Genomic DNA, 26,161 nt, shown 5'->3' with positions numbered 1-26,161 from the left:
CAGGCAAGACGCCACAGGCGCCGCGCGGCGAGTCATCAAGGTCCTTTAGACTCGCGGCTTCCATCCACCGCCCAGCGCCTGGATCAAGGCCACGGCCGTGGTCTGCCGGGCCACGGCGGCCGTGAGCAGCGCCCGCCGCGCCGACAGGGCCGAAGCCTGGGCCGCGACGACGTCCGTATAGGCCACCTGGCCGGCCTTGTATTGGTTGAGAATCATCTGCTCGGCCTGGTCGGCGGCGTCCGAGCTGGTCTTCAGCAGGGCGTAGCGACGCTCCAGCACCTGGGCGGCCGTCAGTTGGTTCTCCACGTCCTCGAAGGCGGCCAGGGCGGTCTGGCGGTAGTCGGCGACGGCCGTGTCGTACGCCGCCCTCGCCTGCTCCACCCGCGCCTTGCGCGCGCCGGCGTCGAACAGGGTCTGGGCGGCGGTCAGGCCCAGCGACCAGGTGTTGGCCGAGGCCGAGAACAGGTCGCCCAAGGCCGAGCCGCTGGTCGCTCCATTGGCGCTGAGACCGATGGTCGGGAAGAACGCGGCCCGGGCCACGCCGATGTCGGCGTTGGCGGCGGCGACGCGGCGCTCGGCGGCGGCGATGTCTGGCCGGCGCTCCAGCAGGGTCGAGGGCACGCCGGACGGGATCTCGGGCACGCGGGCGCTCCAGGCCGGATCGGCGGCCAGGCGGAAGCCGCTGGCCGGCTCGCCCACCAGGGTGGCGATGGCGTTCTCGTAGGCGGCGCGGGTCTGGCGCAGGCTCTCCAGGTCGGCCTGGGCCCCGGCCAGCTGGGTGGTGGCCTGCAGGACGTCCGACTTCGGCGCGATGGCCGCCGCATAGCGGTTCTGGGTGATCCGCAGGCTGCGCTGGTAACCCTCGACCGTGCTGGTCACCAGGGCGATCTCGGCGTCGGCCTGGCGCAGGCCCAGATAGTTGACGGCCAGCTCGCCCTGCATCGATAGGCGGGCGCCGGCCAGGTCGGCGGCGCTGGCCTGTTCCGAGGCCTTGGCGCCGTTGATCCCCTGGCGGATGCGGCCCCACAGGTCCGGTTCCCAGCTGGCGCCGATGCTGGCCTGGTAACGTTGGCCGCGGCTCGAACCGCCAGAGCTCGAAGTGGTCGAGCCGGAACCGCCGGTCTTGGTCGCCGAGCCCGACAGGTCGATGGTCGGGAACAGGCTGGCCCGCTGCTCGCGCACCAGGGCGCGGGCCTGGCGGTAGCTGGCCTCGGCCGCGGCGATGGTCTGGTTGGAGACGTTGACCCGGGCGACCAGAGCGTCCAGCTGGGGATCGCCCAGCAGGGTCCACCAGCCGCCGCGGTCGATCAGGTCGCCGGGCGTGGCGACCTTCCAGCCATCGAGGGCCTTGTAGGTCGCCGGCAGGGCGGCGGCCGAGGCTGTGAGGTCCGGCCGCTCATAGGCCGGTCCGACGGTGCAGGCGGACAGCAGGATCAGCGCGGCGCCGGCGAGCGCGAGGGACTTGAGGCCAAGGCGCTTGAGGTGAGGCATCAGACGGGCTCCGGCGCGGAGGGCATGTGGGCCAGGTAGCGCTCGTCGCGCGCCTTGCCCCGCAGGCGGTCGAGATAGACGTAGACCACCGGCGTGGTGATCAGGGTCAGCAGTTGGCTGGCGATCAGGCCGCCGATGATGGTGATCCCCAGCGGCCGGCGCAGCTCGGCCCCCTCGCCGAAGCCGATGGCCAGGGGCAAGGCGCCCAGGGCGGCGGCCAGGGTGGTCATCAGGATCGGCCGGAAGCGCAGCAGGCTGGCCTCGCGCACGGCTTCGAGGGCCGTCAGCCCGCGCGACCGCTGGGCCTCCAGGGCGAAGTCGATGATCAGGATGGCGTTCTTCTTGACGATGCCCAGCAGCAGGAACACCCCGATCAGGGCGATCACCGAGAACTCCATCTTGAAGACCAGCAGGGCCAGCATCGCCCCCACCCCGGCCGCCGGCAGGGTCGACAGCACGGTCAGGGGATGGACGTAGCTCTCATAGAGGATGCCCAGCACGATGTAGATCGCCACGATGGCGGCGGCGACCAGGAACGGTTGCTGCTTGTTCTGGTCCTGGGCGCTGCGGGCGCTGCCCTGGAAGCTGCCGCGGACATTGGTCGGCAGGGCGATGTCGGCCTCGGCCTGCTTGATGGCGGCCTGGGCGTCGCTGAGCGAGACGCCATCGGCCAGGTTGAACGAGATCGTCGTGGCCAGCTCGCCGTTCTGATGGTTGATCGAGGTGGGGGTGGCGGCCTGAGCGACGCTGGAGATCGCGGTCAGCGGCGTCATCGGCGTCTGCGCGGTGTTCAGGGCCGCGCCGGTCGAGGCGTCGCGCAGGCCCGGATTGACCGCCGCGCCGCTGGACGTCGTCCCGCCGCTGGTCCCGCTGGTGGTCGGCACATAGACGTCGTCCAGCGCCTCGGGCCCCTGCGAGAACCGGCGGTCCCATTCCAGGATCACGGCGTACTGGTTGATGTCCTCGTAGATCGTGGCGATCTGGCGCTGGCCGAAGGCGTTGTAGAGCGCGTTGTCGACGGCCCGCGGCGTGACGCCCATGCGCGAGGCGCTGTCGCGGTCGATGGTGACGAAGGTCTCGACCCCGTTCTCCGACTGGTCGCTGTCGACGTCGGTCATCACGTCGGACCGGGCCTTCATCGCCTCGGCCAGCTTGGGCGCCCAGGCCTTCAGCGCGTCGCTGGAGTCGCTGGTCAGGGTGTACTGGTAGGTCGAGTTGCTCTGCCGCCCGCCCATCCGCACGTCCTGGACGGGGTTGAGGAAGACGCTGATGCCGGTCACCTTCTGCAGCTGGGGCCGCAGGCGGTTGATCACCGCCGAGCCCTTCTCCTTGCGGTCGTCGGGCCCGTCGCCCAGCGGCTTGAGATTGACGAACATGAAGCCGCCGCCGGCCCGGGCGCCGCCGGTGAAGCCGACTACCGTGTCGACGGCCGGGTCCTTGCGGATGATGTCGACCACCTGGCGCAGCTTGGCCTGCATGACGTGGAACGACACGCTCTGGTCGGCGCGCAAACCGGCCTGGATCTGGCCGCTGTCCTGCTGGGGGAAGAAGCCCTTGGGCACGGCGACATAGAGCCAGGCGGTCATGGCGATCACCACCACCAGGATCAGCAGCACCAGCGGCTTGGCGGCCAACGCCCAGTCCAGGCTGTGCTCGTAAGCGCGGTGGATGCGGTCGAAGCCGGCCTCGAACGCGCGGGCGACCCGCCCTTCCTTCTTGCCCTCCTGCGGCGGACGCAGCAGGTAGGCGCACATCATCGGCGTGGTGGTCAGCGAGATGACCAGCGAGATCATCACAGCCGCCGACAGGGTGACGGCGAACTCGCGGAACAGCCGCCCCACCTGACCGCCCATGAACAGCAGCGGGATGAACACCGCGACCAGCGAGATGCTGATTGACAGCACCGTGAACCCCACCTCGCGCGCGCCCAGCAGGGCGGCCTGGAAGCGGTCCATGCCCTTCTCGATGTGGCGGGCGGTGTTCTCCAGCACCACGATGGCGTCGTCGACCACGAAGCCCGTCGCCACGGTGATGGCCATCAGGCTGAGGTTGTTCAGCGAGAACCCCAGCAGGTACATCACCCCGAACGTGCCCAGCAGCGAGACGATGGTCGCCGCCGCCGGGATGAACGTGGCCCGGGCGCTGCGCAGGAAGGCGCTGACCACCAGCACCACCAGCACGATGGAGATCAGCAGGGTGACCTCGATCTCGTGCAGCGAGGCGCGGATCGAGTTGGTGCTGTCGCTGGCCACCGCCACGTTGATGTCGCCAGGCAGCTGGGCGCGCAGCTCCGGCAGGGTGGCGCGGACGCTGTCGACCGTCTGGATGATGTTGGCCCCCGGCTGGCGGGTGACCAGGATGATGATCGCCGGCTTGCCGTTGAACAGGCCCAGGGTCCGGGTGTCGGCGACGCTGTCGGTGACGTCGGCCACGTCCATCAGCCGCACCGGCGCATCGCCCCGCCAGGCCACGACCAGGCCGGCATAGTCGGCCGCCTTGCGTCCGCCCGGGCTGGTATAGACCTGGAATCGCCGCCCCGCCCCTTCGACTTGGCCCTTGGGCCGGTTGGCGTTGGCCGACTGGACCGCGGCGCGCACGTCCTCCAGCGAGATGCCGTACTTGTTGAGCAGGAACGGATTGGCCGACACCCGCACGGCCGGCAGCGAGCCGCCGCCGATCTCGACGTCGCCCACCCCGGTCACCTGCGACAGGCGCTGGGCTACGATGTTGGACACCGCGTCGTAGATCTGGCCCGGGGTCTTGGTCTCGCTGGTCAGGGCCAGGATGATCACTGGGGCGTCGGACGGGTTCTGCTTGCGGTAGCTGGGATTGCTGCGCAGCGTGGCCGGCAGGTCCGAGCGGGCGGCGTTGATGGCGGCCTGCACCTCGCGGGCCGCGCCGTCGATATTGCGGTTGAGGTCGAACTGCAGGGTCACCCGGGCCGAGCCGGTGTTGCTCTGCGAGGTCATCTCGGTGACGCCGGGGATCACGCCCAGCCGCCGCTCCAGCGGGGTGGCGACGCTGGAGGCCATGGTCTCGGGGCTGGCCCCCGACAGGTTGGCCGAGACCGAGATGGTCGGATAGTCCACCTGCGGCAGGGGCGAGACCGGCAGCACGAAGAAGGCCGCGATCCCGGCCAGGGCCAGGCCGATGGTCAGCAGGACCGTGGCCACCGGCCGCCTGATGAAGGGCGCCGACAGGTTCACGACGGCGCCCCCGGGACCGGCTCGGGATCCAAGCGGTCCGGCGCGACATGGTCGTCAGGCTCGCGGCGCATTCCCCGATCGGCGGGGGCCAGGCGGTCGAAGGCCAGGTAGATCACCGGCGTGGTGAACATGGTCAGCAGCTGGCTGACCAGCAGGCCGCCGAAGATGGCGATGCCCAGCGGCCGGCGCAGCTCGCCGCCCTCGCCGAAGCTCAGCATCAGCGGGATGGCCGCGAACAGGGCCGCCAGGGTGGTCATCAGGATCGGCCGGAAGCGCAGGATGGCGGCCTGGAAGATGGCGTCGCGCGGGCTCTTGCCCTCGTTGCGCTGCGCGTCGATCGCGAAGTCGATCATCATGATCGCGTTCTTCTTGACGATGCCGATCAGCAGGATGATGCCGATGATGCCGATCACGCCCAGGTCGTTGCCGGTGATCCACAGGGCCAGCAGCGCGCCGACCCCGGCCGACGGCAGGGTCGACAGGATGGTCAGCGGGTGGATGTAGCTTTCGTACAGCACGCCCAGCACGATGTAGACGCAGACCACCGCCGCCAGGATCAGCCACAGCTGGTTGCTGAGCGAGTTCTCGTAGGCCCCGGCCGCTCCCAGGAAGGTGTGGGTGACCGCCGTCGGCATGCCGATGTCCTTCATCGCCGCGCGGATGTCGTCGACCGCCTTGCCCAGCGAGACGCCCGGGGCGGTGTCGAAGCCGATCGTGGTGGCCGGGAACTGCGAGACGTGGGTGACCTGCAGCGGGGCTGTCTGTTCCTTGATGGTCGAGATCGCCGACAGCGGCGTGGGCTGGCCGCCGCCGGTCTTCAGGTTCAGCAGGCCCAGGGACTGCGGCGCGGTCAACAGGCCGGGCTTGGCCTCCAGGATCACCCGGTACTGGTTGGTCTCGGTGAAGATCGTCGAGACGATCCGCTGGCCGAACGCGCTGTACAACGCATCGTCAATGTCCGACGCCGTGATGGAAAGACGAGCGGCGGTGTCGCGGTCGATGTCGACATAGGCCGCCGCCCCGGTGGCGTCGGCGTCGCTATAGACGTTGCGCACCGACTTCACGCTGGCCAGGCGAGCGGCCAGTTTGCCGGCCCATTCCTTGACCGTGGCGGTGTCGGCGCCCTCCAGCGACAGGCGGTAGAGGGTCGGGCCGGTCTCGGCGTCGATGGTCAGGTCCTGGGTCGGCTGCAGGTAGAGATGCACGCCCGGCACGGCGGCCACGCGGTCGCGCAGCCGCTGCATGATCTTCTCCTGCGAGCCGCCGCGGTCGGCCTTCAGGTTGATCAGCATCTGGCCGGTGTGCAGCATCGCGTTGTTGGCGCCGTCGACGCCGATGAACGAGCTGAGGCTCTCCACCGCCGGATCGTCGAGGATGGCCTTGGCCGCCTGCTGCTGCAGGCCGGCCATGCGGTCGTACGAGACCGACTGCTCGACCTCGGTGCGGGCCTGCAGCTGGCCGGTGTCCTGGGTCGGGAACAGGCCCTTGGGGATGATCAGGTACAGGAAGACGGTCAGGGCGAAGGTCGCCACGGCCACGACCAGGGTGGCCGTCTGGCGCTCCAGCACCCAGTTCAGGCCCCGCTCGTAGTGATGCTCGACCCGCTCGAACACCGCCTGCGACTTGCGGGCGATGCGGCCCGGGCGCTCGTGACCTTCCCCCTCGCCCTGCGGCTTCAGCCAGCGGGCCGACAGCATCGGCGTCAGGGTCAGGGAGACCACGGCCGAGATCAGGATGGTGATCGCCAGGGTGATGGCGAATTCGCGGAACAGTCGCCCGACCACGTCGCCCATGAACAGCAGCGGGATCAGCACGGCGATCAGCGACACGGTCAGCGAGATGATCGTGAAGCCGATCTCGCGCGCGCCCTGCAGGGCCGCCGTCATCGGCTTGACGCCCTTTTCCAGGTGCCGGCTGATGTTCTCGATCATCACGATGGCGTCGTCGACCACGAAGCCGGTGGCGATGGTCAGGGCCATCAGGCTGAGATTGTTGAGGCTGAAACCCATCAGGTACATCACCCCGCACGAGCCGATCAGCGAGATCGGCACGGCCAGGCCGGCGATCAGGGTGGCGCGCAGGCTGTGCAGGAAGAAGAAGATCACCACCACGACCATCACCACGGCCAGCAGCAGCTCCATCTCCACATGGTGGACCGAGCCGCGGATGCCGGTGGTGCGGTCGGCCAGCACCTTGACCTCCAGCGTGGCCGGCAGGCCCGCCTCCAGTTCCGGCAGCTTGGCCTTGATGGCGTCGACGGTCTGGATGACGTTGGCGCCCGGCTGGCGCTGGACGTTGACGACGATCGCCGGGGTCTCGTTGGCCCACGCTCCAAGACGCGTGTTCTCGGCGCTCTGCACCACCTGGGCGATGTCGCGCAGGCGGATGGGGGCTCCGTTCTTGTAGGTGACGATCAGGTTCGAATAGTCGTCGACGGTCAGCAGCTGGTCGTTGGCGTTGATCGTGTAGGCGCGGGTGGGTCCGTCGAAGCTGCCCTTGGCGCTGTTGGCGTTGGCGTTGCTGATCGCGCTCTGCACATTGGCCAGGGTGACGCCGTACGAGGCCATCGCCTGGGTGTCGGCCTGGATGCGGATGGCCGGGCGCTGGCCGCCGCTGAGGGTGACCAGGCCCACGCCCGACACCTGGCTGATCTTCTGGGCCAGGCGGGTGTTGACCAGGTTCTGCACCTGCGTCAGCGGCAGGGTGTCGGATGTCACCGCCAGGGTCAGGACCGGGGCGTCGGCCGGATTGACCTTGGCGTAGACCGGCGGGGCCGGAAGGTCGGCCGGCAGCAGGCTGTTGGCCCCGTTGATCGCCGCCTGCACCTCCTGCTCAGAGACATCCAGGCTCTCACCCAAATTGAACTGCAGGGTGATGATCGAGGCCCCGGCCGTGCTGACCGAGCTCATCCGCGCCAGCCCCGCCATCTCGCCCAGCTGGCGTTCCAGCGGCGCGGTCACGGTCTGGCTCATCACCTCGGGGCTGGCGCCCGGATAGAGGGTCTGGATCTGGATGGTAGGATAGTCGACCTGCGGCAGGGCCGACAGCGGCAGCAGCCGGAAGCCGACCAGGCCGGCCAGGACGATGGCCGCCATGAACAGCGCCGTGGCGACGGGCCGCTGGATGAAGGGACGCGACGGGTTCATGGCGCGGGCCTATTGCGCCTGCTGCTGACGGCGGCGGCGGTGCTCGCCGCCCTGCCCCTGGCCGCCCTCGCCGCGCTTGCCGGCCCACTGCCCCTTGCCCTTGCCCTGGCCCACCCGGCCGGCGGCCTGGCCCGGCAGCTGCACCTTGCCGCCCTCGCGCAGGCGGTCGCCGCCCTCGGTGATCACCTTCTCGCCGACCGTCAGGCCGCTGGTCAGCGACATCTGGGCGGTTGTCGAGGGACCGGCCACGACCTTGCGCTTGTGCACCGTCTGGTCCGCGTCCAGCACCCAGACGAAGGCGCCGTCGCTGCTCTGGCGCAAGGCCGTGGCGGGAACCACCACCGCGTTCCTGATGGTGTCCAGCTCCAGGCGGACATTGACGAATTGGCTGGGGAACAGGGTCCCGCCGGCGTTGGCGAACCGAGCCTTGGCCTTGACCGTGCCGGTGCCCACGTCGACCACGTTGTCGAGGGTCGAGAAGGTCCCGGTGTCCAGGGTGGTGGTCCGCGTCCGGTCCAGGGCGATGACCGGCAACGCCGCGCCGCCGTTGGCCCGCGCGCCGATCCGCGGCACGTCGTCCTGCGGAACCGTGAACTCGACGTCGATCGGCGAAACTGTGGTGATCACCGCCACGCCGCTGGCGTCGCCCGCGCCGATATAGTTGCCGACGTCCACGACCCGCAGGCCGACGCGGCCGCTGACCGGCGCGACGATCCGCGCATAGCCGACGTTCAGCCGCGCCGTGCCGACGGCCGCCTTGTCGGCCATGACCGTGCCCTGCAGCTGCTTGACGGTGGCGGCCTGGGTGTCGACGTCCTGGCGGGCGATGGAGTCCTGGGCCAGCAGGGTCTGGTAGCGCGCCAGGGTCACCTGAGCGTTGGCCAGCTGGGCCTCGTCGCGGGTCAGGTTCCCCTGCGCCTGCATCAGGTCCATCTGGAACTGGCGCGGATCGATCTGCACCAGAGACTGGCCGGCGCGGACCATCTGGCCTTCCTTGAACATCACCTGGGTGATCACGCCGGCCACCTGCGGCCGGACGGTGACCGTCGCCGCCGGCGTCACCGTGCCCAGGGCCTCGATCACCACCGGCAGGTCGGTCTGGGTCGCCGTCGCCACCGCCACGGTGCTGGCCGGACCGCCGCGCCGGCCGCCGCCGAAGCCGCCGCCGGGGCCGCCCGGGCCGCCGGGCCCGCCGTCCGGCCCCTTTGGCGCGTGCATCAGGCTCCAGGCCAGCCAGACCGCGCCGGCCAGCACCGCCAGGGCGATCGCGCCGCCGATGACTTGCGCCTTGCGGCTGACGGGGCGGATCGGTCGCTGGGGTTCGGTCATCGAGATCTCAGGCGCGCGGGGCTATGGGGATCGGACGAACGCTACCGGGTCCGAAGCACCAAACGCCACAATGGCGAAACGGATGCTCCTGCGGTCGCGTCTGGCGGCCGCGCCGGCGGTCGCTCACAGCCTTACTTGCCCGGCCACGTTGCCGGCGCATTTCAAGGTCGAAACCTGCGCCGCCGCATCTTTGCCGCCCGTTGGCGAACGACGGCGACCAGGGGAACGGGCTTAGGCGCCGTTCAGCCGCCAGGCGAAGCGCGTGGCGATGGTCACCGCGCCGTCCTTGCCGCCCGCCGGCCCGTCCAGAGCCTCGCTCTCGATGAACTGCAGGCCGGCTTCCTTCTGGGACCGCCAGACCACCCGGGTCAGGTGAACCCGCTTGGCGATCGAGTCCACGAGAAAGATCCCCTCCTCGGGCAGCCCCATGTCGGTAAGCGAGACCCGCGCCCCGCCGTCGGCGACGTCGATCAGCGAGCATTTCCAGGCCTTGCGGCCATCGACCAGATAGGCTTTGCGCTTGGTCGGCGTGCGGGCATGGGCCCGCTGCTCAAGAGCGCGTGATTCGACATCTGATCGCATGGCCACAACCCTAGCGCGGCACGGTTAACGGATGGCGCCGCTTGGAGAAGCTTTGCTATGACGAACGCGCCGCCTCAACCCAAAGTCTGTGGAGGACCCGCGATCAGTTGATCCAACCGCCGTCGATGATGTGGATCTGGCCGGTGGTGAACGCCGATTCATCGCTGCCGAGATACAGCGCCAGCTGCGCCAGCTCCTCGGGCTTGCCCAGGCGGCCCATCGGCTGGCGCGCGGTGAAGGCCTGGCGGGCGGCCTCGTAGTCACCGGTGTCGGCCAGGCGCTGGTTCAGCGAGGGCGTCTCGACCGTCCCCGGGCAGATGGCGTTGCAGCGCACGCCCTGCCCCACGAAATCGGCCGCCACCGCCTTGGTCAGGCCGATCACCGCCGCCTTGGTCGCCCCGTAGGCGAAACGACCAGGGACGCCTTTGATCGAGCTGGCCACCGAGGCCATGTTGACGATGGATCCGCCGCCGTTCTCCAGCATGGCCGGCAGGAAGGCGCGGATCATCCGGTACATGGCGTTGACGTTCAGGTCGTTGGAGAACGCCCAGGCCGCCTCGTCGCAGTCGAGGATGGTGCCGGAATGCACGTAGCCGGCGCAGTTGAACAGCACGTCGATGGGCCCCAGTTCGGCGGCCAGGTCCGTGATCGCCCGCCGGTCCAGCACGTCCAGGCGGCGCGGCTCGCAGCCGGCGACCTGCGCCAGCAGGGCCTCGTTGACGTCGGTGGCGATCACCCGCGCGCCTTCGCGGGCGAACAGCTCGGCGCTGGCCTTGCCGATGCCCTGGGCGGCGGCCGTGACCAGGGCGGTCTTGCCGGAAAGTCTTCCCATCTCGCTTACTCTCTAACTGGCCCGCCGAAGCGGAAGACAGGCCGGACCGATCGGGTCGAAGGCCTTGTAGGTGAGGATGAACTCCTGGTGGCCGAGGGCCTCGGAGACCGTGCGTTGTCCCCCCGCCACGGCCAGGACGAGGTCGTGGATCTCGGTCCCGACCTCGTCCAGGGTCCCGCGCCCCTCCATGATGCGGCCGGCGTCCACGTCCATGTCGCCGCTCAGCTTGCGATAGGTCTCGGGGTTGGCGCAGATCTTGATGACCGGCGAGATCGCCGACCCGACGACCGAGCCTCGTCCGGTGGTGAACAGGGTGATGTGGGCGCCGCAGGCGATCAACTCGACGATCTCGGCGTTGTCGGAGATGTTGGGGAAGCCGAAACGCGGCTCGCCGTCCGGCACCACGTCGAGCAGGTAGAGTCCCCCGCTGGGCGGCAGGTCGCCGGGCTTGAGGATGCCGACGATCGGGGCCGAACCCGACTTGGAATAGGCCCCCATCGACTTTTCTTCCTGGGTGGTCAGTCCGCCCTCGGCGTTGCCGGGCGCGAAGCTGCCGTAACCCATGACCGTGTAGTAGGCCTCGGCCTTCTGGACGCTGCGCTCCAGCTCCAGGCCCAATTCCGGCGTGATCGCCCGGCTGGCCATGATCGTCTCGCAGCCGACCAGTTCCCCGGTTTCCTCGAACACGCAGGCCGCGCCCTCCGCGCCCAGCCGATCGAAGGCCCGCCCGACGGCGGGGTTGGCGGTGATGCCGCTGGTGCCGTCCGAACCGCCGCAGATCGTGCCGATCACCAGTTCCGAAACCGCCATCGTCGCCAGCGGCGCCCAGCTGGCGACCGCCCGCAGGCGAGCGACCGCCTGCAGCCCCTTGGCGATGGTGCTGGCCGTGCCGCCGTTCTCCTGGATCACCAGAGTCTCGACCGGCCGCCCGCTGGCCTCGATGGTCGCCCGCAGCTGTTCGCGGTTGAAGCTTTCGCAGCCCAGCGAGACCAGCAGCACCCCGCCGACATTGGGGTGGGTCGTGATCGCCTGCATGACCTTCAGCGCATAGGCGTTGGGATAGCAGCCGGGGAAACCGATCAGGTGAACCTCGGTGTCGTCGCTCTTGGTGACGATCGCCCGGGCGACGTGGTGGGCGCATTCAACCAGGTAGGCGACGGCGACGACGTTGCGGACGCCCTTTCGGCCGTCGGCCCGCAGATAGCCGCGCAGCGTGTGCGACATGGTCATGGTCCTTCCGCGCCCGTCGCCTGCCGGGTGTGGCTGGCGATGTAGTCGCTCTTCATGTTGTGCAGGTGGACGTGGCCGCCAGCGGCGACCGGCGTGGTGATCGAGCCGATCGGCGCGCCGTACTTCAGCACCTTGTCGCCGACGGCCAGGGCGCGGCGGGCCAGCTTGTGCCCGACCCCGACGTCGGCGCCCGCCGTCACGGCCTGGCCGTCGATCGTCAGGACCTGGCCCGCGCGCACCGGCGCGCTGAGCACCAGCACGTTGTCGTCGGGATGCAGCAGGATCAGACTCATCAGGACTCCGTGGACGTCGGCGCGTCCGGATGCAGCAGGCCCTCGGCGCGAAGGTCGTCCCACAGGGCGTCGGGGATGGCGTGCTCGGCCCAGGCCAGGGCCTGGAGCACCTGCTCCGGGCTGGACATGCCGGGAATGACGCTTTGAACCTGCGGGTGGGCCAGCGGGAATTGCAGGGCGGCCGCGGCCAGGGGCGTGGCGTGGGCCAGGCAGACGGCCTCCAGCCTGCGGACCCGGTCGAGGATCTCGGCCGAGGCCGGACCGTAGTTGTAGTGGGCGCCGGGCCCGGCGCCCTCGACCAGGATCCCCGAATTGAACGGGCCGCCGACGATGATCGACACGTCGCGGGCGGCGCAGCGCGGCAGGAAGCGGTCCAGCGCTGTCTGCTCCAGCAGGGTGTAGCGGCCGGCCAGCAGGAAGACGTCGAAATCGCCCTCGTCCAGCGCAGCGTCGCAGATCTCCCACTCGTTGACGCCCAGCCCGATCGCCCCGACCGCGCCGCTGTCGCGCAGCGCGCGCATGGCCTTGTAGCCGCCGTCGAAGAACTGGCGTCGCCGCGCGGCGTCGTCCTCGCCGTGTGTCACCGCGCCGAGGTCGTGGGCCAGCAGCACGTCGACATGGTCGCGCTTCAGGCGCCGCAGACTGGCCTCGAACGAGCGCATGACGCCGTCGTACGAATAGTCGAACACCGGCTCGAACGGCGCGGCGCCGACGAAGCCGTGGCGTTCGGCCGTCGGGTCGGCTTCCGGCGCGGGGCGCAGCAGCCGGCCCACCTTGGTCGAAACCTTGGCGCTGGCCGGCAGCGCCTCGCCCAGGCGGGTCTCGCTGAGGCCGAAGCCGTAGTGCGGCGCGGTGTCGAAATAGGCGAGGCCGGCGGCCAGGGCGGCGTCGATCGTCTCGCGCGCGGCGGCGTCGCTCACGGCGGCGTAGAGGTTGCCGATCGCCGCGGCGCCAAAGCCCAGCGGCGGCAGGTCCAACCGACCGCGCCCCTTCGCCCGGTCGTGGGAAGACGTCTGCGGGGCATCGGCGAGGGTCACTGGAATTGGCCTCCAAGTTCCACGGAGATTTCGTCCGCCGCCGCCCGGATGGCGGCGATCGTATCGGACACGGAAATGGCGGTCAGCGTTTCGACGTATGGCGAGGTCAGGGCCGCGGCCACGCCCTCCGGTCCGAAGATCGGCGCCGAGAGGTCGACCACCAGCCGTGTCACATCGCTGGACGCCTGGACGTGCTTGTCGGCCCTGGCTCTTTCGGCCTTGGCTTCGAACTTGGTCCAGGCCGTTCGCGAGACGGTGGGCTCGAGGCGGGCCCGCCATTCGTCGCGGACGGTTTCGGGCTGGAAGGCGTAGAGCACCAGGCCCGAGGTCGCCTCGACGATGGCGCGATGGTAGCCGACGCGGACCGAGAAACCCTGGTTGCCGGGCGCCTCGATCCTGGCCACCACCACCATCTCGGCGGCGCTGGCCACGGCCAGGTGGCACGACTGGCCGATGGTCTCCGACAGACGCCGCATCACCGGCAGGGCCGCTTCCAGCACGCTCTTGGCCGGCGCCCGGGTCATGCCCAGCGAAAACAGCCTGTTGGTCAGCACCAGGCCGTCGCCGGCCGGCGTGTTGACCACATAGCCGCGTTGCTCCAGCACCTGGACCATGCGGAACAGCTCGCTGACCGAGCGATTCAGAGCCGCGGCGATCTGGACCATGCCCATGGGCTCGCCCCGGGCCGCCAGCAGTTCGAGGACGTCCAGGCCCTTCTCGAGCGCCGGAGCGCGGTATTTGGCGGAGGGTTCTTCGGACTCGGTCATGGCCCTATATCCGATAGAAGCGGCGGGAAGTCCCGCCGAACAGGGCCGCCAGATCGGCTGCGTCGGTCAGTCCGCTGAGCTCCCTCGCCAGGGCCAGCCAGCCGCCGTAGTCGCCCGCCAGGTTCAGCACCGGCCAGTCGCTGCCCCACATCAGGCGCTCGGGACCGAAGGCCGCGACCAGGTGGGCGACATAGGGCGACAAGCCCTCTGCCCCCTGCCCCGGCGCGGCCTCGGTCAACAGGCCCGACAGCTTGCAAAACACTTGCGGCTGGGCGGCCAGGGCGTCGATGCCCCGCGCCCAGGCGCCGTCCTCGTCGCCGACGGCGATCGGCGGCTTGGCGCCGTGGTCGATGACGATGGCCAGTTCCGGCCGACGCTGCGCCAAGGCCAGGAGGTGCGGCAGGTGGCGGGTCAGGACCAGGGCGTCCAGGGACAGGCCGTGGGCGACCATAGCGTCCAGCGCCGGATCCAGGCCCGGCGCGGCGATCCAGGCGTCGTCGTCGAGGCTCTGCAGCATCGGCCTCAGGCCGCGAAGCTTGGGATGTCGGCTCAGCCGCGAGATCTGGGCGGGAGCGTCGGGCGACGCCAGGTCGACCCAGCCCACCACGCCCGACACCAGCGGCTCGTCCGCCGCCAGCGCCAGCAGCCAGTCGGTGTCCCGATCGTCCGGCTGGGACTGCACCAGCACGCAGCCCGTCAGGCCGAGGGGCGCGGCGACCGCCGCCAGGTCGGCGGGGCCGAAGTCGCGATGGATGGCCGCCAGGTCCGGCGTCGGCCAGGAAAAGCCGTTCTCGCCGACCCGCCAGAAGTGCTGGTGGGCGTCGATCAGCACGAGACGATCGCCTTGATGACGCCGGCCTGCGGCTCCATCCAGCCCGGCAAGGCCATGGCGACCTCCGCCAGGGTGGCGGCGTGGGTGTTAAGCGCCTTGGTGGGAACCTTGCCCGCCCGCATCGCCGCGACCACGGCGTCGAAGTCTTCCGGCGTGGCGTTGCGGCTGCCCAGCAGCGTCGCCTCGCGCTTGTGGAACTCGGGGTCCGAGAAGGTGATGTCCGCCCCCACGACCGAGATCAGCACATAGGTCCCGCCGTGGCCGACATAGGCGAAGCCGGCCTCCATGGCCTTGGGGTTGCCCGTGGCGTCGAAGACCACGTCGAAGAAGTCGCCGTTGGTGAGGTCGGACAAGACCTGCCGCGTGTCCTCGCCCAAGGGAATGACATGGTCCACGCCCAGGTGGTCGCGGCAGAAGTCCAGCCGGTCCTGGCGGCCGTCCAGCGCCGTGACGATCCCGCCCTGGAGCTTGGCGAACAGCGCCGCGGCGATGCCGATCGGCCCGGCGCCGACCACCAGCACAGACTGTCCCGGCGTGATGACGGCCCGACGCACGGCGTGGGCGCCGATCGCCAGGAACTCGATCATCGCCGCCTCGTCCAGGCTGATCCCGTCAGCCCGGCGCACGAAGCCCTGCGGCACGGCCAGATACTCGACCATGCCGCCGTCGCGGTGCACGCCCAGCACCTGGATGTTCATGCAGCAGTTGGGCTTGGCCTTGCGGCAAGCCGCGCAGGTCCCGCAGGACATGTAGGGCATCACATAGACCGGATCGCCGGGGCCCAGGTCGCTGCCCGCCGGCGCCTGAACGACCTCGCCGGCCAGTTCGTGGCCCATCACGCGCGGATAGGCCAGGAACGGCTGGGTGCCACGATAGATGTGCATGTCGGTGCCGCACACCCCGACGCGGCGGACACGGATCAGCACCTCGTCGTCCATCGGTTGGGGGATCGGACGACGCTCCAGGACCAGTTGGCCGGGCGCGGCGCAGACCAGGGCGTCCATCATCAGTGGGCTCCCGCCGGGGCGGCCTTGAGGTCCTCGCGGGTCGCGCGGCCGGCCGTGAAGCCGAACAGCCCGACCACCGCGAAACAGGCGCAGGGCACCAGGATGGCCAGGTCGATGGCGCTGGCGTCCGACACGGCGCCCATCAGCGTCGTCAGCACCGCCCCGCCGATAATGCTCATCACCAGGAAGGACGAGCCGGTCTTGGTCAGCGGCCCCAGGCCCTTCAGCGAGCCGGCGAAGATGGTCGGGAACATGATCGACATGAAGAAGCTGGTCGAGGCCAGGGCGTAGAGCCCGACCTTGCCGCCCACCAGGGCCGCCACCAGGGTCAGGCCGACATTGACCGCCGCGAACAGGCCCATCAGCAGCGACGGGCTCACGCGGCTCATGGCGGCCGTGCCGATGAAGCGGCCGGCCATGAAGCCGACTAGGGACCACGACAGATAGGCCGCGGCCGCCTTCTCGCCCAGGCCCGGCACCTCGTGCTGGGCATAGCGGATCATGTAGCTCCAGACCCCGACCTGGGCGCCGACATAGAAGAACTGGGCCGCCACGCCGAACACGAACCGGGGCCGCGCCAGCAGGGCCGGGATCGCCTTGGCGGCGGGCAGGCCCGCCTCGTCCTCGCCGGGATCGGGCCGCCCCGCCTGGTGGGGGAACTTGGTCAGCGCCACCAGCAGGGCCCAGGCCAGCACCACGGCGGCGATGACCAGGTACGGGACCTGGGTCGAGTGGGCCTCGGCGGTCTGGAAGGCCTGCAGCTGGGCCGGCGTCATGGCGGCGAACTCGGCCTTGGTCGGCTCCACGCCCGACAGGATGAACTGGCGGCCCACCACCACGGCGGTGATCGAACCCAACGGGTTGAAGGCCTGGGCGAAGTTGAGGCGCTGCTCGGCCTTGGCCGGATCGCCCAGCACGGTGATCAGCGGATTGGCCGAGGTCTCCAGGAAGGCCAGGCCCGAGGCCAGGACGAACAGGGCCGCCAGGAACCAGGAATACTGCCGCGCCTCGGCTGCGGGCCAGAACAGCAGCGCGCCCAGGCCGAACAACAGCAGGCCGACGATCACCGCAGCCTTGTAGCCATAGCGGCGCATCACCGCGCTAGCCGGCAGGGCCAGGAAGAAGTAGCCCAGATAGAACGCCATCTGCACCAGGCCCGACTGCAGGTCGGTGAGGAAAAACGCCTTCTTCAGATGCGGAATCAGCACGTCGTTGAGGTTGTTGGCGACGCCCCATAAAAAGAACAGGGCGACGATGAGTACGAGCGGGGCGATGGCCGTCCGCTCCTGGTGGCGTTGTTCCATGGGCTTCCTTCCAGGGGGGACGGTTGACCCGACCCTGCTTATCTGGAACGAAATCACCACGTATGATGTGACGCGTCAAATATGAAAAATGCAGTCACACGCGACATGAGAGGGGAAACGCCATGACCACCACGCGCCGCTGTTTCGCGCTGGATCTCCACGACGATCCCGAGACCATCGCGGCCTACCGGCGCTGGCACGCCCCGGGCGGCCCTCCGGCCGCCGTGACCGAATCGATCCGACGAGCGGGCATCCTCGACATGCAGATCTGGCTGACCGGCCCGCGCCTGTTCATGATCATGGAGACCGGGCCGGACTTCTCGCCGCAGGCCAAGGCGGCCGCCGACGCCGCCGATCCCGACGTCCAGGCCTGGGAAACGCTGATGGGCAAGCTGCAGAAGGCCCTGCCCTGGGCCGCGCCGGGCGAGAAATGGACGCCGGCCGAACGGATCTTCAGCCTGGCCGAGCAGCCCTGAGGCGCCTCAGGCCACGAACGGGAACGGCGACACGGCCTTGCTGGATTCCTCGACCAGCAGGGTGCGGTTGATCGGCGCGGCGGCCCGCTGCGGACAGGCCGGCCGCTCGCAGATCCGGCACGAGGGACCGATCTCGACCGCCGCCGGCGCGGCGATGTCCAGGCCCCGGGCGTAGACCAGCTTGCCGGCGTGCTTGAGCTCGCAGCCCAGCCCCACGACCAGTTCGTCCTCCAGCCCCGCCTGCAGGCCCGACACCCGCCGCACGGTGCGCGACAGGGTGAAGTAGCGCTCGCGGTCGGGGGTCTCGATCACCTGGGTGACGATCCGTCCCGGGGTCTTGAAGCTGTCGTGGACGTTCCAGCGCGGGCAGGCGCCGCCGAACCGCGAGAACGGGAACGGCCCGGCCGCGAACCGCTTGGAGATGTTGCCGGCCGCGTCCAGCCGCATCATGAAGAACGGCACGCCCCGCGAGCCGGGGCGGCTGAGCGTGGTCAGGCGCTGGGCGGCCTGCTCGTAGCTGATCCCGAACCTCGACCTCACCCGCTCGATGTCGTAGCCGCTGGCCTCCATGGCCGCCAGGAACGGCTCGTACGGGGTCATGATCGCCGCGGCCAGGTAGTTGTCGAGGAACACCTTGAGCAGTTGGCGCGTGGCCCGGTCGGGGGCCTGGAAGCGGTCGGTCAGGGCCGACAGAGTCTCGCCCGCCTCCATCAGGCCCAGCTGGTAGCACATGGCGAAGATCCGGCTGGCGGGAGCCAGGGTTTCGGACAGCATCAGCCGCTTGCGGTGGTGGTCGTAGCGCCGCAGCGAGCCGGTCATGGTCTCGACCGGCATGACCCGGACCTGGATTCCGAAGCGCTCCAGCAGCCGGGCGCGGACGGCGGGCCCCAGGTCCTGCGGGTCGGCCTTCATCGCCGCGACGATCGGCTCGGCCGCGGTCTCCAGTTCGGCGAAGTGGTTGCGCTGGGAGCCCACCAGATCGCGCACCCAGTCGGTGGGCGAGTGGGAGGAGACCGGCGCAGCCCCGTCCGGACGCTCGAAGGCGCCCAGGTCGATCAGCCGGCCGCGATCGAGATAGGCGCGATAGAGACGGGCCATGGCCTCGGCGATGCCCGGCGACAGCTCGGCCACCTCGGCCGCCTCGTGGCGGCTGACGCCCAGGTCGGCGAACATCTTGTCGGCCAGCACCTCGTCCAGCCCCGCCCCGCCGCCCGGATCGTCGGCCGACAGGCTGCGCAGGTCCAGGTCGTAGGCGTCGGCCAGGCGCAGCAAGATCTGGGCGGTGACCGGCCGTTGGTTGCGCTCCAGCAGGTTCAGGTAGCTGGCCGAAACGCCCAGGTTCTCGGCCATGCGGCTCTGGGTGACGCCCAGGTCCCGCCGCAGCCGCTTGAGCCGGCCGCCGAGAAACAGCTTCTTGTCGTGGGTCGCCATTCGGTCATGTTGTCATGCATTTACAAGAATTACAAAGTCGGTTTGTGACAAATTGCCTTCAATAGGTTCGACGCCGGCCGCACCGCAACCCAAGCTCTCCTCACGAACTTTTCCGCCCGGCCCTCGCGGGCCGAGCCGACGATGGGACGAGAAAGAGCCATGACGCTGCGCAAGACCTACGCCGAACATCGCCAAGCCCTGCTGGCCCGCTATCCCGACGGCGTCACGCCGGGCGGCGTCGCGGTGGACGACATCATCCAGCTGAAGCTGCAGAACACCTTCTCCACCCACCTGGACATCGCCCGCGAAATGGCCGGCGTCATGCGCGCCGACATGGCCGAGTACGACGCCGACGCCGGCAAGTTCACCCAGTCGCTGGGCTGCTGGTCGGGCTTCCACGCCCAGCAGATGATCAAGTCGGTCAAGCGCCTGCGCGGCACGACCAAGGGCGCCTATGTCTATCTGTCCGGCTGGATGGTGGCGGGCCTGCGCAACCGCTTCGGCCACCTGCCCGACCAGTCGATGCACGAGAAGACCTCGGTCGTCGACCTGATCGAGGAGATCTACGTCTCGCTGCGCCAGGCCGACGAGGTGGCGATCAACGACCTGTTCAAGACGCTGCGCGCGGCGCGCGAGGCCGGCGACAAGGCGGCCGAGACGTCGGCGATCGCGGCCATCGACGGCTTCGAGACCCATGTCGTGCCGATCATCGCCGACATCGACGCCGGCTTCGGCAACGAGAACGCCACCTACCTGCTGGCCAAGGCGATGATCAAGGCCGGCGCCTGCTGCCTGCAGATCGAGAACCAGGTCTCCGACGCCAAGCAGTGCGGCCACCAGGACGGCAAGGTCACCGTGCCGCGCGAGGACTTCATCGAGAAGCTGCGCGCCTGCCGCCTGGCCTTCGAGGAGCTGGGCGTCGACGAGGGCGTGATCGTCGCCCGCACCGACAGCCTGGGCGCGGGGCTGACCCAGAAGGTGCCGGTCAGCCAGGAACCGGGCGACCTGGCCAGCGACTACATCAAATGGCTGAAGACCGAGGCCATCACTCCCGACAACCCGATCCTGCCGGGCGAGCTGGCGCTGTATCGCGACGGCCGGTTCGAAAAGCCCGTGCGCATGCCCAACGGCCTGTTCGCCTTCCAGGAGGGCACCGGCCGGGCCCGGGTGATCGAGGACTGCATCGCCTCGCTGACCCAGGGCGGCGCCGACCTGCTGTGGATCGAGACCGACACCCCCAATGTCGACGAGATCGCCGCGATGGTGGCCGAGATCCGCAAGGTCGTGCCGAACGCCAAGCTGACCTACAACAACTCGCCGTCTTTCAACTGGACCCTGAACCTGCGCCGCCAGGTGCGCGAGCAGTGGATCGTCGAAGGCAAGATCCACAAGGACAGCTATCCCGACGGCGCGGCCCTGATGTCGGCCGAGTTCGACGCCAGCGACCTGGGCCGCGAGACCGACGAGCGCCTGGCCCGCTTCCAGGTCGACATCTCGGCCCGGGCCGGGGTGTTCCACAACCTGATCACCCTGCCGACCTTCCACCTGACGGCCAAGAGCATGGACGAGCTGTCGCGCGGCTATTTCGGCGACGACCGGATGAAAGCCTATGTCAATTCGGTGCAGCGCGAGGAGATCCGCCGCGGCGTCTCGGCGGTCAAGCACCAGCACGAGGTCGGCTCGGACCTGGGCGACAGCTTCAAGGAGATGGTCGCCGGAGAGCGCGCCCTGAAGGCTGGCGGCCACGCCAACACCATGAACCAGTTCGCCGCCGAATAGCCGACGGAACGTCCCTGCCCTTTCCACCCGATCAAGGAGTCCCTCATGACCGCCACGCAATTTGCTCCCGCCGCCATGCCGAACCCCACTGACCAGCAGCGAGCGGTCGATCGGGTGGCCGAGGCGGCTCACCGGCTGAACGAGGCGGTGCAGCGCGCCATCGCCGCGGGCTACTCGGTCGAGCTGGTGCGCACCTCACGCCACCACGACGGCGCGGGCAACTGGGGCGACCAGATCGTCCCGACCGTCCGTCCCAATGGCGCCGCCAAGAGCGCCTGAGTTAAGACACCTCGTCGACACGCCTTCTACAGAGACCACAGGACCCGCCATGCCCCTCGACATCGCCGCCAACATCCAGATCAACGGTCCTGTCGAGGGCCGCGCGGTGGAGATCCTGACGCCCGAGGCCCTGGCCTTCGTGGCCGACCTGCACCGCCGGTTCGACGCCCGCCGGCGCGAGCTTCTTGCGGCCCGCACGGCCCGCCAGGCCCGCTTCGACGCCGGCGAACTGCCCGACTTCCCGCCGGAGACCGCCGCGTTGCGGGCCGCCGACTGGACCGTCGCGCCGATCCCGGCCGACCTGCAGGACCGCCGGGTCGAGATCACCGGCCCGGTCGACCGCAAGATGATCATCAACGCCCTCAACTGCGGGGCCAAGGTGTTCATGGCCGACTTCGAGGACGCCACCTCGCCGACCTGGACCAACATCTTGGACGGCCAGGTCAACCTGAAGGATCGCTGGGCGGGAGACCTGACCCACGTCGATCCCAAGTCCGGCAAGCGCTATGCGCTGGGAGCCAACCCAGCCGTCCTGAAAATCCGCCCCCGTGGCTGGCACCTGCCTGAACAGCACATGGAAGTTGATGGCCAGCCCGTCAGCGGAGCCTTGTTCGACTTCGGCCTGTATTTTTTCCACAACGCCAGGGCCACGCTGGCCCAGGGCTCGGGCCCCTACTTCTACCTGCCCAAGCTGGAGAGCCGCCTGGAGGCGCGCCTCTGGAACGAGGTGTTCGTCCGCGCCCAGGAGGCCCTGGGCCTGCCCGTCGGCACGATCAAGGCCACGGTGCTGATCGAGACCATCCCCGCCGCCTTCGAGATGGACGAGATCCTCTACGAGCTGCGCGACCACATGGCGGGCCTCAACTGCGGCCGCTGGGACTACATCTTCTCGTTCATCAAGCGGCTGGGCCGCCGCGCCGAGTTCCTGACCCCGGATCGCTCGGCCATGGTCATGGGCAAGGCCTTCCTGGGCGCCTATTCGCTGAAGCTGATCCAGACCTGCCACCGGCGCGGAGCCTTCGCCATGGGCGGCATGGCCGCGCAGATCCCGATCAAGGGCGACGAGGCCGCCAACCAGGCCGCCTTCGCCAAGGTCCGGGCCGACAAGGAGCGCGAGGCGGGAGCCGGCCACGACGGCACCTGGGTCGCCCATCCGGACCTGGTGCCCGTGGCCCTGGAGGTCTTCGACCGCCTGATGCCGACGCCCAACCAGTTGGACAAGCGCCTGACGGACCTGACGATCACCCAGGCCCAGATGCTGGAATTGCACCAGGGCGGCCGCACCGAGGCCGGCGTGCGCGAGAACATCCGTGTCGGCGTGCGCTACACCCAGGCCTGGATCGAGGGTCGCGGCGCCGTGCCGCTCTACAACCTGATGGAAGACGCCGCCACGGCCGAGATCTGCCGCACCCAGCTGTGGCAGTGGATCCGCCTGGGCGCCGATCTCGCCGACGGCCGCCAGATGAACTCGCAGCTGTTCGTCAGCCTGCTGACCGAGGAGATGGCCGACCTGCGCCGCGACTTCCCCTCGCCCCGCCTGGAGGACGCGGCCCTGCTGTTCTCGCGCATGGTGCTGTCCGACACGCTGGAGGAGTTCCTGACCCTGCCGGCCTACGAGCTGATCGCCTAGGGTCGGCCCGATCAGCCCAGCCGCAGGCCGCACAGGGCGGCGATGATCGTCGCCGACAGCGCCGCCGCCAGGACCAGACCGGTCCACCAGACGCGCTGGGCGACGGCTGGCGGCGTTCCGTGGGCCAGCAGCACGCCACGCAGGCCGCAGAACAGGTGGGCGACGACGAAGAACACGCCCAGGGCGTAGTGCGGCGCCAGGCGGATGTTCCAGGCGTCCAGCAGCAGGCCCTCCGGCGCCCCGCTGGCCCAGGCCCAGTCGGTCTGGATCCCGTGGACGGCGCGGGCCGACACCAGCGCCGAGTTCAGGTGGGTGAGGATGAAGGCGGCCAGATAGGCGCCCGAGCCGACCTGGATCGTCCGGGCCAGGTCCGCCGGCCGCGCGCTCCAACGCCAGGCCAGCCGCAGGCCGCAGGCCACCTGGAACAGCAGCAGGCCGACCAGCAGCGGCTCGACCACCGCCGACCGATAGACCACCCGCCCGGCCTTCATGACCCGACCGTGCGTCTCCGGCCCGAACAGGCCCATCAGGTGGTTGGAGAGATGGAAGGCGACGAACAGCAGGATCAGCGCCCCCACGACGCCGTGCACCACGCGCAGGCGACTCGGGGATCGTGTCGGCGCCGGCGCGACGTCCGGCCTGGCCAGGGAGGCCGCGACGCCGGCCAGGATCCAGGCCGCGGGCCAGATCCAGACGTCCCGGACGGGCGAATGCAGCAGGCCCGCGACAACGCCGGTCAGCACGAACAGCGGCGGGGCCGCCAGGGCCGCGAAGCCGAGGCGGCGCGCCGGCGTCGGCGCTTCTGCTCTCAAGGTTTGGGCCAGGCCGGCCAGCGGCAAGGCGAAGGCGGCGGCCAGCCAAAACCCCGCTTCGATCGTTCCGGCCGTCGATCCTGCCGTGATCGCCGCATGAAACGCCTTCAGCGCCCAGGGATAGAGGATCGCCAGGCTGACCGGCGCCCAGGGCGTGATCCAGGATCGCGCAGCGGGGTCGGTGCGATCGAGAGCGGTCGGCGAAGGGTTCGAGATGTCCACAGGCGTCTCCAGTCGCCGAAGTCGTCTCCAGCCCCGCGATAGGGGATTGTTCTTGGCTCATTGCCCAGGGCCGCTTTTGGTGAAAATGATTGGGCCAATGAACGCGCCCCCGCCCTTTGACGCGCTGGCCGTCGACCGCACGTCCGACAGCTCGCTGCATCGCCAGCTCTATGAGCGGATCCAGGGCGCGATCGGCGACGGCCGCCTGGCGCCGGGGGCGCGGCTGCCCGCGACCCGCAACCTGGCCGCCCAGCTGGGCGTGGCGCGCGGTACGGTCGACGCCGTCTATGCCCGCCTGGCCGGCGAAGGCCGCCTGGTCTCGCGCCGGCACAGCGGCACGATCGTCGCGCCCGGCCTGACCCCGGCGCCGGGGCGGACACCGGCGGCCGCTTCGCCCGCCAGGACCCCGCCGTCCGGTCCAGAGTGGTCGCCGCTGCAGCTGGGCCTGCCCGCCCTGGACCTGTTTCCCCGCAAGCCCTGGACGCGGATCCACGCTCGGCAGGCCCGACAGCTGTCCGGCGCCGCGATGCTTTATCCCGATCCCATGGGCCTGCCGACCCTGCGCGAGGCGATCGCCGCCTATCTGGCGGTGTCGCGCGGGATCACCTGCACAACCGACCAGATCGTCGTCACCCATGGCTTCCAGGACGCCCTGAACCTGACGGCCGAGCTGGTGCTGAAGCCTGGCGACGCGGTGTGGACCGAGGATCCCGGCTACGGCTTCGCCCAGCGGACGCTGGCGGCGCGCGGCATGGCGATCACCGCCGTGCCGGTGGACGAGGAAGGGCTGTGCGTCGGCTGGGGCCGAACCCGCGCGCCCGACGCGCGACTGGCGGTGGTCACCCCCACCCACCAGTTCCCGACCGGCGTGGCCCTCTCCCCGCGCCGGCGTCGCGAGCTGTTGGACTGGGCGGCCGCCTCGGGAGGGTGGGTCCTGGAAGACGACTACGACTGCGAGTTCCACTACAGCGGCCGCAAGCCGACGGCTCTCAAGGCCCTGGACCTGCGGGACCGCGTCTTCTACGCGGGCAGTTTCAGCAAGACCCTGCTGCCGTCGCTGCGCCTGGGCTATCTGGTGCTGCCGCCGCAGCTAGCGGCGGCAGCCGGGACCGCCCAGCAGCTGCGCCACCGCGGGGTGGCGATGTTCGAGCAGATGGCGGTGGCCGAGTTCATGCGGCAAGGCCATTTCGCCCGCCACCTGCGGCGCATGATGCTGGCCTACAAGGCTCGCCGCGCCGCCCTGGTGGCGGCCCTGGAGCGCCGGTTCGGCGACCGGATCGAGATCGTGCTTCGCGCCGGCGGGCTGCACGTGCTGGCGCGCTTTCCCAAGGCCGAGGTCGACGACGTCGAGCTGGCGCGCCGAGCCCTGCAAGCCGGCCTCAAGCCCTCCCCTCTGTCGGGCCAGTGCCTGAGCCACGACCTGGGCCAGGGCCTGCTGCTGAGCTTCACCAACGTCGCCGAGGAAAGGGCCAGCGACGTCGCCGAGGCCCTGTTCCAGGCGCTGGGCTAGCCGTCACCGCAGGTCTTGGCCGACAGCGCGCCTTGATCCCGTCGTCGTATCAAGCCTGCGCCGAAATCGCCGCCAGGGACCGGACAGCGGCGATCACCGGCTCGGCCTCGGTGCGCACCAGCCAGTCGGGGCTGACGTCGGCGAAGCGCACGACCTGGTCGGGGCCGATCACCACGACGGTCGGCTGGGGCAGCTCCCACGTCCCGGTCCCGGTGGTCTCGCCGATCGAGCCGCCCTTGGCGCGTTGCGCGGCCTGGCTGGCCTCGTCGGCCGTGTAGAGGATCCCGAACCGCCGTCCCAGGGTGTTGCCGGGATCGCTGGCGACCTTGAAGCTCAGGCCGTGGCGGGCGCGGATCTCGCCAAGCCGCTCGGGGATCTGCGGGCTGACAGCCACCAGCGGCACGCCCCGTCGATCAACGCCAAGTCCAGCCCGCACTACCTTAACCGCTTCGAGCCGATCACCATCCTGTCGGCCCTGGCGGCGGCCTCTGGGACAGCTGGGAAGACGACGCCCTGGTCCACGACAAGGCCAGCGGCGTGTTCTTCGATCCCGACAAGCTCAACACCCTGGACCACAAGGGCGAATTCCTGTCGGTCAAGGGGCCGCTGAACATCGCCCACTCGCCCCAGGGCCAGCCGGTGATCTTCCAAGCCGGGGCGTCGGAGGACGGCCGCAACCTGGCCGCCAAGCGGGCGGACGCGATCTTCGTTGGCCATGGCGGCATCGAGGACGCCCGAACCTACAACGCCGACGTCAAGGCGCGCGCCGCCGGCTTCGGCCGCGATCCCGACAGCCTGTTCATCCTGCCCGCCGCCGCGCCGATCATCGGCTCCACCGAGGCCGAGGCCGAAGCCCGCTGGCGGGAAGGGGCCGAGCTGGTGTCGATCGAGTCCGCCCTGGCCATGCTGGGCCGCGGTTTCAACGATCACGACTTCGACGACCTACGACCTCGACGCGCCCTTCCC

General features: G+C 69.9%; 21 protein-coding genes and 1 pseudogene. 6 read left to right on the top strand and 16 right to left on the bottom strand.

Translation table 11 applies throughout. The annotated features are described in order from the left end of the window. Positions 1-45 precede the first annotated feature (45 nt). From ACSQ2G_RS11545 to fucP, 13 genes are all read right to left on the bottom strand, one after another. On the bottom strand, positions 46-1,491 hold the full coding sequence (locus ACSQ2G_RS11545) for an efflux transporter outer membrane subunit (RefSeq protein ID WP_436030971.1): 1,446 nt from the start codon (positions 1,489-1,491) through the stop codon (positions 46-48). Beyond that, entirely contained in the window at positions 1,491-4,697 is a 3,207-nt protein-coding gene (locus ACSQ2G_RS11540) for an efflux RND transporter permease subunit (protein WP_436030969.1), read from the bottom strand. Before ACSQ2G_RS11540 ends, ACSQ2G_RS11545 begins: the two co-directional genes overlap by 1 nt. Continuing rightward, positions 4,694-7,843, bottom strand: a complete 3,150-nt coding sequence (locus ACSQ2G_RS11535) for a multidrug efflux RND transporter permease subunit (RefSeq protein WP_436030967.1) — start codon at positions 7,841-7,843, stop codon at positions 4,694-4,696. The genes ACSQ2G_RS11540 and ACSQ2G_RS11535 overlap by 4 nt, the downstream gene beginning before the upstream one ends. Before the next feature lie 9 nt (positions 7,844-7,852). After that, positions 7,853-9,172: an efflux RND transporter periplasmic adaptor subunit gene (locus tag ACSQ2G_RS11530; protein WP_436030965.1), complete on the bottom strand. Its 1,320-nt coding sequence runs from the start codon at positions 9,170-9,172 to the stop codon at positions 7,853-7,855. A 231-nt stretch (positions 9,173-9,403) separates the two neighbouring features. After that, the gene (locus tag ACSQ2G_RS11525; protein WP_436030963.1) at positions 9,404-9,754 is read right to left on the bottom strand and encodes a PilZ domain-containing protein; all 351 of its coding nucleotides are present in this window, start codon (positions 9,752-9,754) and stop codon (positions 9,404-9,406) included. A gap of 103 nt (positions 9,755-9,857) precedes the next feature. Beyond that, positions 9,858-10,586, bottom strand: a complete 729-nt coding sequence (locus ACSQ2G_RS11520; protein WP_310079296.1) for an SDR family oxidoreductase — start codon at positions 10,584-10,586, stop codon at positions 9,858-9,860. Between the two features lie 12 nt (positions 10,587-10,598). After that, the gene (locus ACSQ2G_RS11515) at positions 10,599-11,816 is read right to left on the bottom strand and encodes a UxaA family hydrolase (RefSeq protein WP_436030961.1); all 1,218 of its coding nucleotides are present in this window, start codon (positions 11,814-11,816) and stop codon (positions 10,599-10,601) included. Further along, positions 11,813-12,109 (bottom strand): UxaA family hydrolase, encoded by a 297-nt coding sequence (locus tag ACSQ2G_RS11510; RefSeq protein ID WP_436030960.1) that lies wholly within the window; start codon positions 12,107-12,109, stop codon positions 11,813-11,815. The genes ACSQ2G_RS11515 and ACSQ2G_RS11510 overlap by 4 nt, the downstream gene beginning before the upstream one ends. Beyond that, entirely contained in the window at positions 12,109-13,146 is a 1,038-nt protein-coding gene (locus ACSQ2G_RS11505; protein WP_436030959.1) for an aldo/keto reductase, read from the bottom strand. Before ACSQ2G_RS11505 ends, ACSQ2G_RS11510 begins: the two co-directional genes overlap by 1 nt. Next, complete coding sequence (locus tag ACSQ2G_RS11500; protein WP_436030957.1) at positions 13,143-13,913, bottom strand: IclR family transcriptional regulator; 771 nt, start codon at positions 13,911-13,913, stop codon at positions 13,143-13,145. Before ACSQ2G_RS11500 ends, ACSQ2G_RS11505 begins: the two co-directional genes overlap by 4 nt. A gap of 4 nt (positions 13,914-13,917) precedes the next feature. After that, the gene (locus ACSQ2G_RS11495) at positions 13,918-14,745 is read right to left on the bottom strand and encodes an amidohydrolase family protein (protein ID WP_436030955.1); all 828 of its coding nucleotides are present in this window, start codon (positions 14,743-14,745) and stop codon (positions 13,918-13,920) included. Then, positions 14,739-15,752: a zinc-binding alcohol dehydrogenase family protein gene (locus tag ACSQ2G_RS11490; protein WP_436030953.1), complete on the bottom strand. Its 1,014-nt coding sequence runs from the start codon at positions 15,750-15,752 to the stop codon at positions 14,739-14,741. Before ACSQ2G_RS11490 ends, ACSQ2G_RS11495 begins: the two co-directional genes overlap by 7 nt. Then, a complete protein-coding gene (fucP, locus tag ACSQ2G_RS11485) occupies positions 15,752-17,056 on the bottom strand; it encodes an L-fucose:H+ symporter permease (protein WP_436030951.1) in 1,305 nt (434 codons plus the stop codon). The genes ACSQ2G_RS11490 and fucP overlap by 1 nt, the downstream gene beginning before the upstream one ends. Positions 17,057-17,178: 122 nt before the next feature. Here fucP and ACSQ2G_RS11480 point away from each other — a divergent pair, with 122 nt between their 5' ends. Continuing rightward, positions 17,179-17,532, top strand: coding sequence for an L-rhamnose mutarotase (locus ACSQ2G_RS11480; RefSeq protein ID WP_436030949.1), 354 nt, complete (start codon positions 17,179-17,181; stop codon positions 17,530-17,532). 6 nt (positions 17,533-17,538) lie between these two features. Here the strand turns inward: ACSQ2G_RS11480 and ACSQ2G_RS11475 are convergent, their stop codons facing one another. Beyond that, positions 17,539-18,963, bottom strand: a complete 1,425-nt coding sequence (locus ACSQ2G_RS11475; protein ID WP_436030947.1) for a helix-turn-helix domain-containing protein — start codon at positions 18,961-18,963, stop codon at positions 17,539-17,541. 159 nt (positions 18,964-19,122) lie between these two features. Here ACSQ2G_RS11475 and ACSQ2G_RS11470 point away from each other — a divergent pair, with 159 nt between their 5' ends. Genes ACSQ2G_RS11470 through aceB form a run of 3 tightly spaced genes read left to right on the top strand, consistent with a single transcriptional unit; the run spans position 19,123 to position 22,651 of the window. Then, entirely contained in the window at positions 19,123-20,742 is a 1,620-nt protein-coding gene (locus ACSQ2G_RS11470) for an isocitrate lyase (RefSeq protein WP_436030945.1), read from the top strand. 45 nt (positions 20,743-20,787) lie between these two features. Continuing rightward, entirely contained in the window at positions 20,788-21,021 is a 234-nt protein-coding gene (locus ACSQ2G_RS11465; protein WP_056751998.1) for a hypothetical protein, read from the top strand. A gap of 49 nt (positions 21,022-21,070) precedes the next feature. Continuing rightward, positions 21,071-22,651 (top strand): malate synthase A, encoded by a 1,581-nt coding sequence (gene aceB / locus ACSQ2G_RS11460; protein WP_436030943.1) that lies wholly within the window; start codon positions 21,071-21,073, stop codon positions 22,649-22,651. Positions 22,652-22,662: 11 nt separating this feature from the next. Here the strand turns inward: aceB and ACSQ2G_RS11455 are convergent, their stop codons facing one another. Further along, positions 22,663-23,685 carry a hypothetical protein gene (locus ACSQ2G_RS11455; protein ID WP_436030942.1) on the bottom strand — a complete coding sequence of 341 codons (1,023 nt, stop codon included), beginning with the start codon at positions 23,683-23,685 and terminating at the stop codon, positions 22,663-22,665. Between the two features lie 97 nt (positions 23,686-23,782). Here ACSQ2G_RS11455 and ACSQ2G_RS11450 point away from each other — a divergent pair, with 97 nt between their 5' ends. After that, positions 23,783-25,195, top strand: a complete 1,413-nt coding sequence (locus ACSQ2G_RS11450) for a PLP-dependent aminotransferase family protein (protein WP_436030940.1) — start codon at positions 23,783-23,785, stop codon at positions 25,193-25,195. Positions 25,196-25,244: 49 nt separating this feature from the next. Here the strand turns inward: ACSQ2G_RS11450 and ACSQ2G_RS11445 are convergent, their stop codons facing one another. Next, positions 25,245-25,598, bottom strand: coding sequence for a redoxin domain-containing protein (locus tag ACSQ2G_RS11445; protein WP_436030939.1), 354 nt, complete (start codon positions 25,596-25,598; stop codon positions 25,245-25,247). A gap of 134 nt (positions 25,599-25,732) precedes the next feature. Here ACSQ2G_RS11445 and ACSQ2G_RS11440 point away from each other — a divergent pair. After that, positions 25,733-26,008, top strand: a pseudogene (locus ACSQ2G_RS11440) (LLM class flavin-dependent oxidoreductase); the annotation flags it as partial. Positions 26,009-26,161 lie beyond the last annotated feature (153 nt).

Source organism: Caulobacter sp. LjRoot300, from assembly GCF_964253875.1.
Lineage (GTDB): Bacteria > Pseudomonadota > Alphaproteobacteria > Caulobacterales > Caulobacteraceae > Caulobacter.
Note: the sequence above shows the minus strand (reverse complement) of the source record. Positions and strands in the feature narration are given on the sequence as shown.

What these genes read in the sequence shown, in the direction of transcription:
- ACSQ2G_RS11545 (WP_436030971.1), bottom strand. Translation starts at nt 1,491, where the DNA reads ATGCCTCACCTCAAGCGCCTTGGCCTCAAGTCCCTCGCGCTCGCCGGC.
- ACSQ2G_RS11535 (WP_436030967.1), bottom strand. Translation starts at nt 7,843, where the DNA reads ATGAACCCGTCGCGTCCCTTCATCCAGCGGCCCGTCGCCACGGCGCTG.
- ACSQ2G_RS11530 (WP_436030965.1), bottom strand. Translation starts at nt 9,172, where the DNA reads ATGACCGAACCCCAGCGACCGATCCGCCCCGTCAGCCGCAAGGCGCAA.
- ACSQ2G_RS11525 (WP_436030963.1), bottom strand. Translation starts at nt 9,754, where the DNA reads ATGCGATCAGATGTCGAATCACGCGCTCTTGAGCAGCGGGCCCATGCC.
- ACSQ2G_RS11520 (WP_310079296.1), bottom strand. Translation starts at nt 10,586, where the DNA reads ATGGGAAGACTTTCCGGCAAGACCGCCCTGGTCACGGCCGCCGCCCAG.
- ACSQ2G_RS11515 (WP_436030961.1), bottom strand. Translation starts at nt 11,816, where the DNA reads ATGACCATGTCGCACACGCTGCGCGGCTATCTGCGGGCCGACGGCCGA.
- ACSQ2G_RS11510 (WP_436030960.1), bottom strand. Translation starts at nt 12,109, where the DNA reads ATGAGTCTGATCCTGCTGCATCCCGACGACAACGTGCTGGTGCTCAGC.
- ACSQ2G_RS11500 (WP_436030957.1), bottom strand. Translation starts at nt 13,913, where the DNA reads ATGACCGAGTCCGAAGAACCCTCCGCCAAATACCGCGCTCCGGCGCTC.
- ACSQ2G_RS11490 (WP_436030953.1), bottom strand. Translation starts at nt 15,752, where the DNA reads ATGATGGACGCCCTGGTCTGCGCCGCGCCCGGCCAACTGGTCCTGGAG.
- fucP (WP_436030951.1), bottom strand. Translation starts at nt 17,056, where the DNA reads ATGGAACAACGCCACCAGGAGCGGACGGCCATCGCCCCGCTCGTACTC.
- ACSQ2G_RS11480 (WP_436030949.1), top strand. Translation starts at nt 17,179, where the DNA reads ATGACCACCACGCGCCGCTGTTTCGCGCTGGATCTCCACGACGATCCC.
- ACSQ2G_RS11475 (WP_436030947.1), bottom strand. Translation starts at nt 18,963, where the DNA reads ATGGCGACCCACGACAAGAAGCTGTTTCTCGGCGGCCGGCTCAAGCGG.
- ACSQ2G_RS11470 (WP_436030945.1), top strand. Translation starts at nt 19,123, where the DNA reads ATGACGCTGCGCAAGACCTACGCCGAACATCGCCAAGCCCTGCTGGCC.
- ACSQ2G_RS11465 (WP_056751998.1), top strand. Translation starts at nt 20,788, where the DNA reads ATGACCGCCACGCAATTTGCTCCCGCCGCCATGCCGAACCCCACTGAC.
- aceB (WP_436030943.1), top strand. Translation starts at nt 21,071, where the DNA reads ATGCCCCTCGACATCGCCGCCAACATCCAGATCAACGGTCCTGTCGAG.
- ACSQ2G_RS11450 (WP_436030940.1), top strand. Translation starts at nt 23,783, where the DNA reads ATGAACGCGCCCCCGCCCTTTGACGCGCTGGCCGTCGACCGCACGTCC.